The 15746-nt window shown below is 63.0% G+C and carries 14 protein-coding genes and 1 pseudogene; 1 reads left to right on the forward strand and 14 read right to left on the reverse strand.

Annotation, left to right across the window (positions count from 1 at the left end):
- Nucleotides 1–3: 3 nt before the first annotated feature.
- The 14 genes and pseudogenes from AC3CB8_RS22660 to AC3CB8_RS22725 all read right to left on the reverse strand — a co-directional run bounded on the left by AC3CB8_RS22660 (nt 4) and on the right by AC3CB8_RS22725 (nt 14186).
- Nucleotides 4–1509 carry an NADH-quinone oxidoreductase subunit M gene (locus tag AC3CB8_RS22660; protein ID WP_023769786.1) on the reverse strand — a complete coding sequence of 502 codons (1506 nt, stop codon included), beginning with the start codon at nt 1507–1509 and terminating at the stop codon, nt 4–6.
- On the reverse strand, nt 1509–3482 hold the full coding sequence (gene nuoL, locus AC3CB8_RS22665) for an NADH-quinone oxidoreductase subunit L (RefSeq protein WP_023782630.1): 1974 nt from the start codon (nt 3480–3482) through the stop codon (nt 1509–1511). The genes AC3CB8_RS22660 and nuoL overlap by 1 nt, the downstream gene beginning before the upstream one ends.
- Nucleotides 3483–3492: 10 nt before the next feature.
- Nucleotides 3493–3801 carry an NADH-quinone oxidoreductase subunit NuoK gene (nuoK, locus tag AC3CB8_RS22670; RefSeq protein WP_013894819.1) on the reverse strand — a complete coding sequence of 103 codons (309 nt, stop codon included), beginning with the start codon at nt 3799–3801 and terminating at the stop codon, nt 3493–3495.
- Nucleotide 3802: 1 nt separating this feature from the next.
- The gene (locus tag AC3CB8_RS22675; protein WP_023769784.1) at nt 3803–4423 is read right to left on the reverse strand and encodes an NADH-quinone oxidoreductase subunit J; all 621 of its coding nucleotides are present in this window, start codon (nt 4421–4423) and stop codon (nt 3803–3805) included.
- 237 nt (nt 4424–4660) lie between these two features.
- The gene (gene nuoI, locus AC3CB8_RS22680) at nt 4661–5152 is read right to left on the reverse strand and encodes an NADH-quinone oxidoreductase subunit NuoI (RefSeq protein WP_023791942.1); all 492 of its coding nucleotides are present in this window, start codon (nt 5150–5152) and stop codon (nt 4661–4663) included.
- Nucleotides 5152–6195 carry an NADH-quinone oxidoreductase subunit NuoH gene (gene nuoH, locus AC3CB8_RS22685; RefSeq protein ID WP_352726255.1) on the reverse strand — a complete coding sequence of 348 codons (1044 nt, stop codon included), beginning with the start codon at nt 6193–6195 and terminating at the stop codon, nt 5152–5154. Before nuoH ends, nuoI begins: the two co-directional genes overlap by 1 nt.
- A 2-nt stretch (nt 6196–6197) precedes the next feature.
- On the reverse strand, nt 6198–8279 hold the full coding sequence (gene nuoG, locus AC3CB8_RS22690; RefSeq protein WP_352566854.1) for an NADH-quinone oxidoreductase subunit NuoG: 2082 nt from the start codon (nt 8277–8279) through the stop codon (nt 6198–6200).
- A gap of 73 nt (nt 8280–8352) precedes the next feature.
- Nucleotides 8353–9048: an NADH-quinone oxidoreductase subunit E gene (locus AC3CB8_RS22695; protein ID WP_023769782.1), complete on the reverse strand. Its 696-nt coding sequence runs from the start codon at nt 9046–9048 to the stop codon at nt 8353–8355.
- A gap of 65 nt (nt 9049–9113) precedes the next feature.
- Nucleotides 9114–10418: an NADH-quinone oxidoreductase subunit NuoF gene (gene nuoF / locus AC3CB8_RS22700; protein ID WP_015317342.1), complete on the reverse strand. Its 1305-nt coding sequence runs from the start codon at nt 10416–10418 to the stop codon at nt 9114–9116.
- 22 nt (nt 10419–10440) lie between these two features.
- Nucleotides 10441–11451 (reverse strand): annotated as a pseudogene (nuoE, locus tag AC3CB8_RS22705) (NADH-quinone oxidoreductase subunit NuoE); the annotation flags it as partial.
- Nucleotides 11452–12642: an NADH-quinone oxidoreductase subunit D gene (locus AC3CB8_RS22710; RefSeq protein ID WP_023769780.1), complete on the reverse strand. Its 1191-nt coding sequence runs from the start codon at nt 12640–12642 to the stop codon at nt 11452–11454.
- Complete coding sequence (locus tag AC3CB8_RS22715) at nt 12642–13244, reverse strand: NADH-quinone oxidoreductase subunit C (RefSeq protein ID WP_015317339.1); 603 nt, start codon at nt 13242–13244, stop codon at nt 12642–12644. The genes AC3CB8_RS22710 and AC3CB8_RS22715 overlap by 1 nt, the downstream gene beginning before the upstream one ends.
- Nucleotides 13245–13248: 4 nt before the next feature.
- On the reverse strand, nt 13249–13830 hold the full coding sequence (locus AC3CB8_RS22720; RefSeq protein WP_015317338.1) for a NuoB/complex I 20 kDa subunit family protein: 582 nt from the start codon (nt 13828–13830) through the stop codon (nt 13249–13251).
- The gene (locus tag AC3CB8_RS22725; RefSeq protein WP_010910112.1) at nt 13821–14186 is read right to left on the reverse strand and encodes an NADH-quinone oxidoreductase subunit A; all 366 of its coding nucleotides are present in this window, start codon (nt 14184–14186) and stop codon (nt 13821–13823) included. The genes AC3CB8_RS22720 and AC3CB8_RS22725 overlap by 10 nt, the downstream gene beginning before the upstream one ends.
- 334 nt (nt 14187–14520) lie before the next feature.
- On the opposite strand from AC3CB8_RS22725, the gene AC3CB8_RS22730 reads away from it, so the two are divergent.
- Nucleotides 14521–15720, forward strand: a complete 1200-nt coding sequence (locus AC3CB8_RS22730) for a winged helix-turn-helix domain-containing protein (RefSeq protein WP_023782633.1) — start codon at nt 14521–14523, stop codon at nt 15718–15720.
- The last annotated feature ends 26 nt before the right edge of the window (nt 15721–15746 follow it).

A 15746-nucleotide genomic window follows, 5' to 3' on the forward strand; every position in this document is an offset into this window, starting at 1 on the left:
GGGTCAGTTGGCCGCCGCGGTCTGCGCGGCGCCGATGGATGCAGTGACATTGGTGACGAGCGACTTGACCGACTGGGCCGTCGCGTCGAAGACGGGGGCGGGATAGACGCCGAAGAAGATGACCAGCACGACCAGCGGATAGATGATCGCCTTCTCGCGGGTCGACAGGTCGAGCAGCCCCTTCAGGCTGTCCTTGGTCAGCGCGCCGAAGATCACCCTTCGGTAGAGCCAAAGCGCGTAAGCCGCCGACAGGATGACGCCGGTCGCGGCGAAGAACGCCACCCAGGTGTTGACCCGGAACACGCCAAGCATGGTCAGGAACTCGCCGACGAAACCTGACGTGCCCGGCAGGCCGACATTGGCCATGGTGAAGATCAGGAACACGGTGGCGTATTTCGGCATGTTGTTGACGAGCCCGCCATAGGCGGCGATCTCACGCGTATGCATGCGGTCATAGATGACGCCGACGCACAGGAACAGCGCGCCTGACACCAGGCCGTGGCTGAGCATCTGGAAGATGGCGCCCTGCACGCCTTCCTGGTTCATGGCAAAGATACCCATGGTGACGAAGCCCATGTGGGCGACCGACGAATAGGCGATCAGCTTCTTCATATCCTCCTGCATCAGCGCCACCAGCGAGGTGTAGATGATGGCGACGACCGACAGCGTGAACACCAGCGGCGCGAACATTTCCGACGCGAGCGGGAACATCGGCAAGGAGAAGCGCAGGAAGCCGTATCCGCCCATTTTCAGCAGGATGCCGGCCAGGATGACGGAGCCCGCCGTCGGCGCCTCGACGTGCGCGTCGGGCAGCCAGGTGTGCACCGGCCACATCGGCATCTTCACCGCGAAGGAGGCGAAGAAGGCAAGCCACAGCCAGGTCTGCATGTTGGCCGGGAAGCTGTGCGTGAGAAGCGTCGGGATGTCGGTGGTGCCGGACTGGAAGAACATCGCCATGATGGCGAGCAGCATCAGCACCGAGCCGGCCAGCGTATAGAGGAAGAACTTGAACGAGGCGTAGACGCGCCGCTTGCCGCCCCACACGCCGATAATGATGAACATCGGGATCAGGCCGGCTTCGAAGAAGACATAGAACAGCACGATGTCCAGCGCGCAGAACACGCCGATCATCAGCGTTTCCAGAAGCAGGAAGGCGATCATGTAGGCCTTGACGCGCTTCTCGATCGCTTCCCACGACGCCAGGATGCAAAGCGGCATCAGGAAGGTCGTCAGGATGACGAACAGCATGGAAATGCCGTCGACGCCCATATGGTAGGAAATGCCGGAATCGAGCCAGGCGACTTTTTCGACGAACTGGAATCCGGCCTGCGAATTGTCGAAGCCGGTCCAGATGAACAGCGACACCAGGAAGGTGAATGCCGTGGTTATGAACGCAATGGCCCGAATGTTGCGGCGCGCGTTTTCGCTGTCATCGTTGATGAACAGGATCAGCAGCACACCAACCAGAGGCAGGAAGGTGACCAGCGAGAGGATTGGCCAGGCGGTCATCAGAGCATCATCCAGGTGACGAGTGCGGCAACGCCGATCAGCATGGCGAAGGCGTAGTGGTAGAGATAGCCGGTCTGCAGCTTGACGACGCGGTTGGTGACGTCGACGACGCGCGCCGAAATGCCGTCAGGCCCGAGTCCATCGATGATGGTCCCATCACCGGTCTTCCACAGGAAGTGACCGAGACGCTTGGCCGGGCGAACGAACAGGAAGTCGTAAAGCTCGTCGAAATACCACTTGTTGAGCAGGAAGGCGTAAAGCCCGCGATGCTGGGCGGCTAGATTGACCGGCATCTCCGGCGAGCGGATGTAGAACTTCCAGGCCAGAGCGAAACCGATCAGCATGGCAATGAAGGGCGAGAGCTCCACCCACAGCGGCAGTTCGTGGATCTCGTGCAGGATATGGTTGTCCGGCAGCGTGAACAGCGACGCCTTCCAGAACTCGGCATAGCCTTCGCCGATAAAGGAATTGTGGAAGATGATGCCGGCAAACAGCGCCCCAGCCGCCAGGATGAACAGCGGCACCAGCATCACCGGCGGCGATTCATGGACGTGGTGCATCACCTCGTGGCTTGCCCGCGGCTTGCCATGGAAGGTCATGAAGATCAGCCGCCACGAATAGAAGGAGGTGAAGCAGGCGGCGATGACCAGCAGGATGAAGGCCAGGCCGGCGACCGAATTATGGCCGGCGAAGGAGGCCTCGATGATGGCGTCCTTGGAGAAGAAGCCGGCGGTGCCGATGACGGTCACCGGAATGCCGACGCCGGTTAGCGCCAGCGTGCCGATCACCATCATCCAGTAGGTGGTCGGGATCAGCTTCCTCAAGCCGCCCATCTTGCGCATGTCCTGCTCGTCGGAGACGGCGTGGATGACCGAGCCGGAGCCGAGGAACAGCAGCGCCTTGAAGAAGGCGTGCGTGAACAAATGGAAGATCGCCGCGCCATAGGCGCCGACGCCGAGCGCCACGAACATGTAGCCGAGCTGCGAGCAGGTCGAATAGGCGATGACGCGCTTGATGTCGTTCTGGACCAGGCCGACGGTCGCCGCGAAGAAGGCGGTGAAGGCGCCGATGAAGGTGACCACCGTCAGCGCCGAGTGCGACAATTCGAATAGCGGCGAAAGCCGCGCCAGCATGAACACGCCGGCCGTCACCATGGTGGCGGCATGGATCAGCGCCGACACCGGGGTCGGGCCTTCCATGGCGTCCGGCAGCCAGGTGTGCAGCGGCACCTGCGCCGACTTGCCCATGGCACCCATGAACAGCAGCAGGCAGACGACGGTCATTGCCGCCTGCTTGTCGAGCGCATGGCCGAGGAAGGTGAGCACGGCGGCACCCTGCGGCGCGCCTTCGGCCGGGATGAACGTCGCCGCATTGGCGAAGATGGTGCCGAGATTGACCGAGCCGAACAGCACGAAGACGCCGAAAATGCCGAGCGCGAAGCCGAAATCGCCGACTCGGTTGACGACGAAGGCCTTGATTGCCGCGGCATTGGCCGACGGCTTCTTGTACCAGAACCCGATCAGCAGGTAGGACGCCAGGCCCACCCCTTCCCAGCCGAAGAACATCTGCACGAGGTTGTCGGCCGTCACCAACATCAGCATGGCGAAGGTGAACAGCGACAGATACGCGAAGAAGCGCGGCCGGTTCGGATCGTGGTGCATGTAGCCGATCGAATAGACGTGAACCAGCGCCGACACCGTGTTGACCACCACCAGCATCACCACTGTCAGCGTGTCGATCCTAAGTGCCCAGGAGACGTCCAGCCCGCCGGACTGGATCCAGTGCAGCACCGGCACCGTGAACACCTCGCCATGGCCGAAGCCGACGGAAAAGAAGGCGACCCATGACAGCACGGCCGCGATCACCAGGAAGCCGGAGGTGATGTATTCGGATGCCTTGGCACCGAGCGCATTGCCGAACAGGCCGACGATCAGGAAGCCGAGCAGCGGAAGGAAGACGATCGCTTGATACATAGTCGCCCCGTCAACCCTTCATCATGTTCACGTCTTCGACCGCGATCGAGCCCCGGTTGCGGAAGAAGACGACGAGAATGGCAAGCCCGATGGCGGCTTCAGCCGCCGCGACCGTCAGCACGAACAGCGCGAACACCTGGCCGACCAGATCGCCGAGCGCCGCCGAAAAGGCGACGAAATTGATGTTGACCGCCAGAAGGATCAGTTCGACCGACATCAGGATGACGATGATGTTGCGGCGGTTGAGAAAGATGCCGAACACGCCGAGCGTGAACAGGATCGCCGATACGGTCAGATAGTGTGCGATGCCGACGACCATCTCAAACTCCTTCGCCCGACTTGACCTTGCGGATTTCCATGCCGGTCGCCGCGGTGCGGCCGACCTGGGCTGCGATCGACTGCCGCTTGACCCCTTCCTTGTGGCGCAGCGTCAAGACGATGGCGCCGATCATGGCGACCAGCAGGATGAGGCCCGAAATCTGGAAGTAGTAGAGGTAGTCGGTATAGAGGATGTCGCCGAGCGCCGCCGTGTTCGAGCGCGCGGCGAGATCCGGGATGGGCTTTGCGACCGTCGAGGCGAGCTTCGGCGCGAAGGTGTAGCCGCCCAGCACCACGATCAGCTCCGCCGCCAGGATCAGCCCGACCAGCGCGCCGATCGGCGCGTATTGCAGGGCGCCGCTCTTCAGTTCGGCAAAATCGACGTCAAGCATCATGACGACGAACAGGAACAGCACCATGACCGCGCCGACATAGACGACGAGCAGGATCATCGCCAGGAACTCGGCGCCGGTCAGCATGAACAGGCCGGCGGCGTTGAAGAAGGTCAGGATCAGGAACAGCACCGAATGCACGGGGTTGCGCGACGAAATGACCATGAACGCCGACGCCACGGCGACAAAGGCGAAGAGGTAGAAGAAAGCCGCCTCTAGTCCACTCAGCATTGGGGATCCCCCGGGTTCCTGTCCAAACAGGACGCTCGTCCTGTTTGATTTTTGCGACCGCCTCCGGTCGGCAAGTTTCGTTGTGTCCTATCGCATGTTCCGATCGGGTTGAAATACCCGATCGAAAGAAACATGCGACACTTTTGTCTGCCGGAGGATGATCTTGTCCGAAAACTCCGCAACTTTTCGGGATCCATCCTCTGGACGAGGCCCTCGCCCCCGTCCATGCGTCGAATGTCAGCGATAGGGCGAGTCCAGCAAGATGTTGCGCGCCAGTTCGCGCTCCCACCGGTCGCCATTCGCCAGCAGCCTGTCCTTGTCGTAGTAGAGTTCCTCGCGCGTTTCGGTCGCGAACTCGAAATTCGGCCCCTCGACGATGGCGTCGACCGGGCAGGCTTCCTGGCAGAAGCCGCAATAGATGCACTTCACCATGTCGATATCGTAACGCACCGTGCGGCGCGTGCCGTCATTGCGGCGCGGGCCGGCCTCGATGGTGATCGCCTGCGCCGGGCAGATCGCCTCGCACAATTTGCAGGCGATGCAGCGTTCCTCGCCGTTGGGATAGCGGCGCAACGCATGCTCGCCGCGAAAGCGCGGGCTGATCGGCCCCTTCTCGTGCGGGTAGTTGATCGTCTCCTTCGGCGCGAAGAACTGGCGCATCGAGAGGAAAAAGGCGCTGACGAAATCCTGCAGCAGCAGCGATTTTGCGGCCTGGGACAAAGCGGACATCACGCAAACCCCGTGATCTTGAGGAAGGCCGCGGTGGCGACGACCATGAACAGCGAGATTGGCAGGAACACTTTCCAGCCCAGCCGCATCAGCTGGTCGTAGCGGTAGCGCGGCACGAAGGCCTTCACCATCGAGATGCCGAAGAACACGAAACAGACCTTCAGCACGAACCAGATGACGCCGGGCACCCAGGTGAAGGGCGCGAAGTCGAAGGGAGGCAGCCAGCCGCCGAGGAACAGGATGGTGGCCAGCGCGCACATCAGCACAATCGCGACATACTCGCCGAGGAAGAACAAGAGGAACGGCGTCGACGAATATTCGACCATGTGGCCGGCGACCAGCTCCGATTCGGCTTCGACCAGATCGAAGGGCGGACGGTTGGTCTCCGCCAGCGCCGAGATGAAGAAGATGACGAACATCGGGAATAGCGCCAGCCAGTTCCAGTCGAGGAAGGTGTTGGGCAGGCCGAGCCGCGTTCCAAGCCCACCCTGCTGCGACAGCACGATATCGCTGAGGTTGAGCGAGCCGGCGGTGAGCAGCACGGTGACGATGACGAAGCCGATCGAAACTTCGTAGGACACCATCTGCGCCGCCGAACGCAAAGCGCCGAGGAACGGATATTTCGAGTTGGATGCCCAGCCGCCCATGATCACGCCATAGACCTCGAGCGAGGAGATGGCGAAGACATAGAGGATGCCGACATTGACGTTGGCGATCGCCCAACCCTGGCTGACCGGTATGACCGCCCAGGCCGAGATCGCCAGCACGGCGGAGACAAGTGGCGCCAGCAGGAAGACGCCCTTGTTGGCGCCCGACGGGATGACCGGTTCCTTGAAGACGAATTTCAGCAGATCGGCGAAGGCCTGCAGCGTGCCCCAGGGGCCGACGACGTTCGGGCCACGGCGAAGCTGCACGGCCGCCCAGATCTTGCGGTCGGCATATAGGATGTAGGCGACGAAGATCAGCAGCAGCACGATCAGCACGACTGACTTCAAGAGGATCAGCAGCGCAGGCAGCACGTAGAAGGAGAAGAAGGTGTCCATGCTTATTCCGCCGCCTGCTTGAAGCCGCTCTTGGCCAGTGCCGAACATTCCGCCATCACGGCCGATGCGCGCGCGATCGGGTTGGTCAGGTAGAAATCCTTGACCGGCGAGGTGAAGGTTCCCTTGTTCAACCGCCCGCCGAGCTTCGCCACGCCGGCGATATCCTCGGCATTGCCGGCCGCGACCTGGTCGATACGGGCCAGATGCGGGTATTCGCCATAGAGCTTTGCGCGCAGTTGCGTCAGCGAATCGAACGGCAGTTTCTTGCCCAGTACGTCGGACAGCGCCCGCAGGATGGCCCAATCCTCGCGCGCATCGCCCGGCGCGAAGCCGGCGCGGTTGGTCTGCTGGACGCGCCCTTCGGTGTTGACGTAGGTGCCGGACTTTTCGGTATAGGCCGCCGCCGGCAGGATGACATTGGCGCGATGCGCGCCGGCGTCGCCGTGCGTGCCGACATAGACGACGAAGGCGCCGCCGGTCTTGCTCATGTCGATCTCGTCGGCGCCGAGCAGGAACAGGACATCCGTCTCGCCCAGCATGCCGGCGACGTTCTTGCCGCCCTCGCCCGGCACGAAGCCGAGGTCCAGGCCGCCGACGCGCGCCGCTGCGGTGTGCAGCACGGCAAAGCCATTCCAGTCGGCGCATGCGGCATTCACGGCGGCGGCGAGCCTGGCCGCCTGGCCGAGCACAGCCGCGCCATCGGCACGCGCCAGGGCGCCCTGACCGACGATAACAAGGGGATGCGTCGCCTTCTTCAGCGTCTGGAAGAACTTGCCGTTGCCGTCCGCCAGATCCTTCAGCGAATCCGGCCCGGCACCCAGCTGTTCGTAGTCATAGCGCGTGTCGCCGACATCGCCGATGACGCCGACCGGCAGATTGCCGAGGCGCCAGCGCTTGCGGATGCGGGCGTTGAGCACCGAGGCCTCGAAGCGCGGATTGGCCCCGATGATCAGCACCGCGTCGGCCTGCTCGATGCCTTCTATGGTCGGGTTGAAGATATAGCTGGCGCGTCCGAGCGCCGGATCGAGCGCCGCGCCATCCTGGCGGCAGTCGGTGTTCTTCGAGCCGAGCAAGGCCATCAAGAGCTTCAGCGCATAGATCTCCTCGACCGCGGCGAGATCGCCCGCGATGGCGCCGATCTTGTCGGGGGCCGCCGCCGAAACCGCGCCCTTGATCGCCGCGAACGCTTCGGCCCAGCTCGCTGGAACCAGCCTGCCGTCCTTGCGCACATAGGGGCGGTCGAGGCGCTGCGTGCGCAGGCCGTCCCAGATGAAGCGGGTCTTGTCGGAAATCCATTCCTCGTTCACGGCTTCGTTGACGCGCGGCAGGATGCGCATCACTTCGCGCCCACGGCTATCGACGCGGATCGCCGAACCGACGGCATCCATCACGTCGATGGATTCGGTCTTGGTCAGCTCCCACGGCCGCGCCTGGAAGGCGAAGGGCTTGGAGGTCAGCGCGCCGACCGGGCAGAGATCGATCACATTGCCCTGTAACTCCGAGGTCATTGCCTGTTCGAGATAGGTGGTGATCTCGGCATCCTCGCCGCGGCCGATCAGGCCGAGTTCGGAAATGCCGGCAACTTCGGTGGTGAAGCGGACGCAGCGCGTGCAGTGGATGCAGCGGTTCATCACTGTCTTGACGAGCGGGCCGATATACTTGTCTTCCACCGCGCGCTTGTTCTCGTGGTAGCGCGAGGAATCGACGCCGAAAGCCATCGCCTGGTCCTGCAGGTCGCACTCGCCGCCCTGGTCGCAGATCGGGCAGTCCAGCGGATGGTTGATCAGCAGGAATTCCATCACGCCTTCCCGGGCCTTCTTGACCATCGGCGTGTTGGTAAAGATTTCCGGCGGCTCGCCGTTCGGGCCGGGGCGCAGGTCGCGCACGCCCATGGCGCAGGAGGCCTGCGGCTTGGGCGGCCCGCCCTTCACCTCGATCAGGCACATGCGGCAATTGCCGGCAATCGACAGCCGCTCATGGAAGCAGAAGCGCGGCACTTCCGCGCCCGCGTCCTCGGCCGCCTGCAGCAGCGTGTAGTGGTCGGGTACAGTGATTTCTTTCCCGTCGACCTTGAGCTTTGCCATTCGCCTCAAACCCCTGCGGATTTCCCGCAATCTCATTTTCCGGGCGCGACAGACGCAGCGCCCGACATTTCATTCACTTCTTCGCGGCCAGCACCGCCGCCTGGGCGGTCCAGTCGTCCCGGCCGATGCGGCCCTTGAACGACAGATAGTCGTCGACCCAGGCGATCTCTTGCGGCGACCATGCGGCGATCTGGGCAAACGTCCAGATACCGAGGCCGTTCAGCACCTTTTCCAGCTTCGGGCCGATGCCCGATATCGCCTTGAGGTCGGAGGGCCTCGTCGGCTTCTCAATGGCCTTGGGCTGCTTGAAATCTTCCGGCAGCAGCACATCCGCCGCCTCGCTTGTTGCCGGAGCGGCATTGGCGGCCGGCGCGATGGTGGCGGCTTCCCTGGCTGCGATATCGGTGACTTCCTGGGCGAAGGACTGCGCCTCGGCAATCATCGTCTTCGCGGTCGCCCGCGCCTTGATGGACGAGGGGTTCGCGTCGTCGAATTGTTCGACGCGTGCCTCGAAATCCTCGATCAGCGGTTGCATGAGACGGTGCGATGCCTCGGCGGCCCCCGAAAGCGCACCCATCCAGACGCCGAACGCATGATTGGCGAGCCCCATGCCAAGCGCCGACATCGCCACCGCACCCACGACAGGGTGCACGAAAAGGTGGACGGCGCTGGCCATCTCCTTCGGCATCATCCTGGTCAGGTCCTGATTCATCTTCTCGATCTGGTCCAAATTGGGCATCAATGGGTAGGGTGTCGAATACGGCGCCATAGAGTTCTCCTGGTCGTTTCTTCGTTCGCCCCGCCCCGTTTCTTCCCGCGTTCAAAAGTTTCTTGTTATTCCGCCGCCACCATGACCGGTTCGGCCCGGTGCGCGTTGCGCGAAAACTCGTCGATCCGCCGCTCCACCTCGCCGCGGAAATGCCGCATCAGGCCCTGGATCGGCCATGCCGCCGCATCGCCCAGCGCGCAGATCGTGTGGCCTTCGACCTGCTTGGTGACGTCGAGCAGCATGTCGATCTCGCGCTTCTGAGCCTCGCCGCGCACCAGCCGCTCCATCACCCGCCACATCCAGCCGGTGCCCTCGCGGCACGGCGTGCACTGGCCGCAGCTCTCATGCTTGTAGAAGTAGGAAAGCCGCGCGATCGCCTTCACGACATCGGTTGACTTGTCCATGACGATGACGGCGGCCGTGCCGAGGCCGGACTTGAGATCGCGCAGCGCGTCGAAATCCATCGGCGTGTCGATAATCTGCTCCGCCGGCACCAGCGGCACCGAGGCGCCGCCCGGAATGACGGCGAGCAGATTGTCCCAGCCGCCGCGGATGCCGCCGCAATGGGTTTCGATAAGCTCGCGGAACGGGATCGACATCGCCTCTTCGACGGTGCACGGATTGTTGACGTGGCCGGAAACGCAGAACAGCTTGGTGCCCACATTGTTGGGCCGGCCGAAGGACGAGAACCAGGCAGCCCCCCGGCGCAGGATGGTCGGCGCCACCGCGATCGATTCGACATTGTTGACAGTGGTCGGGCAGCCATAGAGGCCGACATTGGCCGGGAATGGCGGCTTCAGCCGGGGCTGGCCCTTCTTGCCTTCGAGGCTTTCCAGCAGCGCGGTTTCCTCGCCGCAGATATAGGCGCCGGCGCCGTGGTGCATGTAGATTTCAAAATCGTAGCCCGACGTGTTGTTCTTGCCGATCAGCTTGGCTTCGTAGGCCTCCTCGATCGCCCGCTGCAGCGCCTCGCGCTCGCGGATGAACTCGCCGCGCACATAGATGTAGGCGGCAATCGCGCCCATGGCGAAGCCGGCCAGGAACGCGCCCTCGACCAGCGTGTGCGGATCGTTGCGCAGGATGTCGCGGTCCTTGCAGGTGCCGGGCTCGGATTCATCGGCGTTGATGACGAGATAGCTCGGCCGGCCGTCGCTCTGCTTGGGCATGAACGACCATTTCAGCCCGGTCGGGAAGCCGGCGCCGCCGCGTCCGCGCAGGCCCGACGCCTTCATCTCGTTGACGATCCACTCGCGCCCCTTGGCGACGATGCCGGGCGTGTTGTCCCAGGCGCCGCGAGCCATTGCGCCGGCCAGCGACTTGTCGAAGAGGCCGTATATATTGGTGAAGATGCGGTCTTTGTCCTGAAGCATTTTTCGTCCCTCAGACCGGCTTCTTGGTCGGCTTGGCGGCAGGCTGCTTGGTCTCCGGCGCCTTGAAGGCGCTGCCCGGTTCGGCCCGGTTCTTCGGCCCATTGCGTTGTTTTGGAGTCGCCTCGACTTCAGGAGCGGCCTTGTTGGCGTTGGCGGCCGAGTGGAGGGGTGCCGCAACGCTGGCCGCGTTCTCGGTGACCGGCGCGACCTTGGCCGGCGACGGCGTCTTCAACGTCGGGTTGGTCTCTGGCGCGGCGGTCTTCGGCCTGCTGGATTTCGACGGAGCAACCGGACCAGACGCAGCTGGGGCGGCTGGGGCAGCCGGTGCCGGCACCGGCGCGGCGATGATGGCGTCGGGCGCTGCCTTCGCGGCCTTGGCTGCTTCCCGAGTTTCGCGGTCGCGGGTCGACTTGAGGATCGCCTTTTCGCTCTTCAGCGTGGTCAGGCCGGAGGCCGGCTCCGAGCCGGTGCGGCCGTTCTGCGGTCCCGGGGTCACCGAGGCGCCCTTGCCGGCGTCGTAGAGATCGATGATTTCGGCCAGACGCTCGGGCGTCAGATCCTCGAACGTGTCCTTGAACACCATGACCATCGGCGCGTTGACGCAGGCGCCGAGGCATTCGACCTCCTCCCACGACAAGGTGCCCTTGTCGTTGGTGTGGAATTGGTCGTGATGGATCTTCGAGCGGCACACGTCCATCAGCGCTTCCGAGCCGCGCAGCATGCAGGGCGTGGTGCCGCAAACCTGGATGTGCGCACGAGTGCCGACGGGGTTCAACTGGTACTGCGTATAGAAGGTCGCGACCTCGAGGCCGCGGATACGCGGCATGCCGAGCATGTCGGAAATGGTCTCGATCGCCGCCTTGGTGACCCAGCCTTCCTGCTCCTGCGCTATCATCAGCAGGGGAATGATCGCCGACTGCTCGCGGCCCTTGGGATACTTCTTGATCCATTGCTTCGCCGCTGCCGCATTCGCCCGGTTGAAGGCGAAGGAGGCTGGCTGGACGCTGGCTTCTGCGAGACGGCGGACTGACATTTAGCGATCGACCTCACCAAACACGATGTCGAGGGAGCCGAGGACGGCTGTGACGTCGGCCAGCATGTGACCGCGGCAGAGGAAATCCATGGCTTGCAGATGCGCGAAACCGGGGGCGCGCAGCTTGCAGCGATACGGCTTGTTGGTGCCGTCGGAGACCAGGTAGACGCCGAACTCGCCCTTTGGCGCCTCGACCGCCGCATAGACCTCGCCGGCCGGGACGCGGTAGCCCTCGGTATAGAGCTTGAAGTGATGGATGAGCGCTTCCATCGAACGCTTCATCGCCTGGCGCTTGGGCGGCACCACCTTGCCGTCGAGGTTCGACACCGGCCCGGTGCTTTCCTTGCCGAGCAAGAGATCGATGCACTGGCGCATGATCCGTGCCGACTGGCGCATCTCTTCCATGCGCACGAGGTAACGGTCGAAACAGTCGCCATTCTTGCCGATAGGGATGTCGAAATCCATTTCCGAATAGCATTCATAGGGCTGCGACTTGCGCAGGTCCCACGGCGAGCCCGAACCACGGACCATGACGCCCGAAAAGCCCCAGGCCCAGGCGTCGGCCAGCGAGACGATGCCGATGTCGACATTGCGCTGCTTGAAGATGCGGTTGCCGGTGAGCAGCCTGTCGAGATCGTCGAGCGATTTCAGGAAAGGGTCGATCCACTTGCCGATGTCCTCGACCAGCTGCCGCGGCAGGTCCTGGTGGACGCCGCCGGGCCGGAAATAGGCCGCATGCATGCGCGAGCCGGAGGCGCGCTCATAGAACACCATCAGCTTTTCGCGCTCGACGAAGCCCCACAGCGGCGGCGTCAGCGCGCCGACATCCATGGCTTGCGTCGTCACATTGAGGATGTGCGACATGATGCGGCCGATTTCGCAATAGAGCACGCGGATCAGTTGGCCGCGCCTCGGCACCTCGATGCCGAGCAGGCGCTCGGCGGCGAGCGCGAAGGCGTGCTCCTGGTTCATCGGCGCGCAATAGTCGAGCCGGTCGAGATAAGGCACCGCCTGCAGATAGGTCTTATGCTCGATCAGCTTCTCCGTACCGCGATGCAAGAGCCCGATATGCGGATCGACGCGATCGACCACTTCGCCGTCCAACTCCAGAACCAACCTCAAAACACCATGCGCGGCAGGGTGCTGAGGTCCGAAGTTGATGTTAAAGTTGCGGACGGAGGTTTCAGCCATTACTGCTTTGCCTTCTCATCCCCTGGCAGCACGTAATCCGTGCCTTCCCATGGGGACAGAAAATCGAAATTGCGGAATTCCTGCTTCAGTTCCACAGGCTCGTAGATGACGCGCTTGGCTTCGTCGTCGTAACGCACTTCGACGAAACCGGTGAGCGGGAAATCCTTGCGCAGCGGATGGCCTTCGAAACCGTAGTCGGTCAGCAGGCGGCGCAGGTCCGGATGGCCCGAAAACAGCACGCCATAGAGATCGTAGGTTTCGCGCTCGAACCAATCGGCGCCGGGATAGACGCCGGTGATCGAAGGCACCATCGTCTCCTCGTCGGCCTGCACCTTGATGCGAATGCGCACATTCTGCTTTGGCGATAGCAGGTGATAGACGACGTCGAAGCGCTTGGCCCGCGACGGATAGTCGGCGCCGCAGACATCGATGATCGAGATGAACTGGCAGCGCGCATCGTCGCGCAGGAAGGTCATCACCTCGATCAAGTTCTGAGGCTCGACGTGAACGGTGAGCTCGCCATAGGCGAATACCGCATCGCCGAAGCGGCCAGGCAGCTTCTCGCCGAGATAGGTCGACAGTTCGCTTAAGGAGGCGGCCATGGATTTACCGTTCGATCGTGCCGGTGCGGCGGATCTTCTTCTGCAGCAGAAGAATGCCGTAGAGCAGGGCTTCGGCGCTCGGCGGGCAGCCGGGCACGTAGATGTCCACCGGCACGACCCGGTCGCAGCCGCGCACCACCGAATAGGAATAGTGATAGTAGCCGCCGCCATTAGCGCACGAACCCATCGAGATGACGTAGCGCGGCTCCGGCATCTGGTCGTAGACCTTGCGCAGCGCCGGCGCCATCTTGTTGGTCAGCGTGCCGGCCACGATCATGATGTCGGACTGGCGCGGAGACGCGCGCGGCGCGACACCGAACCGCTCCGAATCGTAACGCGGCATCGAGGTGTGGATCATCTCGACCGCGCAGCACGCCAGACCGAAGGTCATGAACATGAGCGAGCCGCTGCGCGCCCAGGTGATCAGCGCCTCGGTCGAGGTGACCAGAAAACCCTTGTCGGCAAGCTCATTGTTGATTTCGAGGAAGAAGGGATCGTCCTCCCCCACCGGCCTGCCGGTGTTGGGATCGATAATACCTTTGGGCTTCGGCGCGACGAGGGTGCCTGAACTGTCGTTCAATCCCATTCCAGCGCTCCTTTTTTCCATTCATAGGCAAAGCCGATGGTCAGCACTGCCAAAAACACCATCATTGACCAGAAACCGAGCATGCCGATCTTCGAGAAGGACACTGCCCAGGGGAAGAGGAAGGCTACTTCCAGGTCGAATATAATGAACAGGATCGACACCAGGTAGAAGCGGATGTCGAATTTCATGCGGGCGTCGTCGAACGAGTTGAAACCGCACTCGTAGGCGGAAAGTTTTTCAGGATCGGGGTTGCGATACGCCACCAGGAACGGGGCCGCCAGTAGCGCCAGGCCGACGACCAGTGCCACGCCGATAAACAGGACGATGGGCAGGTACGAACTGAGAAGTGCGTTCATGCAGCGGCTTTCCGTTGGCGCCAATCCACTTTGACTACAGCACCGAACCTTAATGCGGAAGCGTGACAGATTAACCGCTGAACCGTTTTAAGGGGCCTATGCTGCAACGCGGCGAGGGTTAGCGCAGCACTTCCAGCGAAGCAAGTCAAACCTTGTTCAAAACTCCGCTCTGGACGGCATTCCGGGAGAAACTGGTCCCATCCGCTCCTGTTTGATTTCCTTCGCTTTAAACTCCACTTTTCTCTCCTGACGCGGTTGCCGCCAAAACCCTGCTAGCATGGATGGGAATCACGCCCAGCAATGTGCCAGACAGGTCCATCAGAGACGCATCCGCATGAAGGAAAAGATCTCGCTTGCCGCCGCCCGGCGCATCGCGCTCGCCGCCCAGGGATTTCTCGATCCCCGCCCCGCCGGCACGCCGGACCGTCGCCATTTCGCCCGCGTTCTGTCCCGCACCGGCCTGTTGCAGATCGATTCCGTCAGTGCCGTGGTGCGCGCTCATTACATGCCGCTCTATTCGCGTCTCGGCCCCTATCCCCTCGCTTTGCTCGACAACGCCGCCGTGACGCGCAAGCGCACCGTCTTCGAATATTGGGCGCATGAAGCCTCGTTCCTGCCGGTCGAGACCTACCCGCTGATGCGCTGGCGCATGCAGCGCGCCGAGCAAGGCGATGAAATGTATCCGGGACTGGCCAAATGGGGCCGCGAGCACGCCGCCTATATAGAAGAGATCTACCGCGAGGTCGTCGCGCGCGGGCCGATCGCCGCTTCGGCGCTCGAAGGCCAGAAAGGCTCCGGCGGCTGGTGGGGTTGGAGCCACGCCAAGCACGCCTTCGAGTGGCTGTTCTGGGCCGGGCGCATTACCACCGCGCACCGACGCGGCTTCGAGCGCTTCTACGACCTCCCGGAGCGCGTGCTGCCGCAGCCGATCCTCGATCTGCCGGTACCGACGCCTGAGGACGCGCATCGCGAATTGCTGCGCATTTCCGCCCGTGCCCATGGCGTGGCGACTTCAGGCGACCTGCGCGACTATTTTCGACTCTCGCCGGCCGACATGAAAGGCCGGCTGGAGGAACTGGTCGAACTCGGCGACTTGCTGCCGGTCCGTGTCGAGGGCTGGGAAAAGCCGGCTTACCTTCACAAGGACGCCCGTATGCCGCGCAAGATCGAGGCCCGCGCCCTGCTGGCGCCGTTCGATCCGGTCGTCTTCGAGCGCTCGCGCTCAGAGCGGCTGTTCGACTTCCATTACCGCATCGAAATCTACACGCCGGCCGACAAGCGGCAATATGGCTACTATGTCCTGCCTTTCCTGCTCGGCGACAGGATTGTGGCGCGCATCGACCTCAAGGCCGACCGGCCGGCCAGTGTCCTGCGCGTCCATGCCGCCTACCCCGAGCCCGACGCACCGCCCGAAACCGCCGCCCAGCTCTTCGAGGAATTGAAGCAGATGCAGGGCTGGCTTGGCCTTGAGCGCATGGAAATAACCCCTGTCGGCGATCTCGGCCCGGCGCTGTCCGACATCGCGGTGTCGTAAGCTCGCGTTGACACCGCTGCCTGCAA

The sequence above is a fragment of the Mesorhizobium sp. P160927 genome, assembly GCF_057766385.1.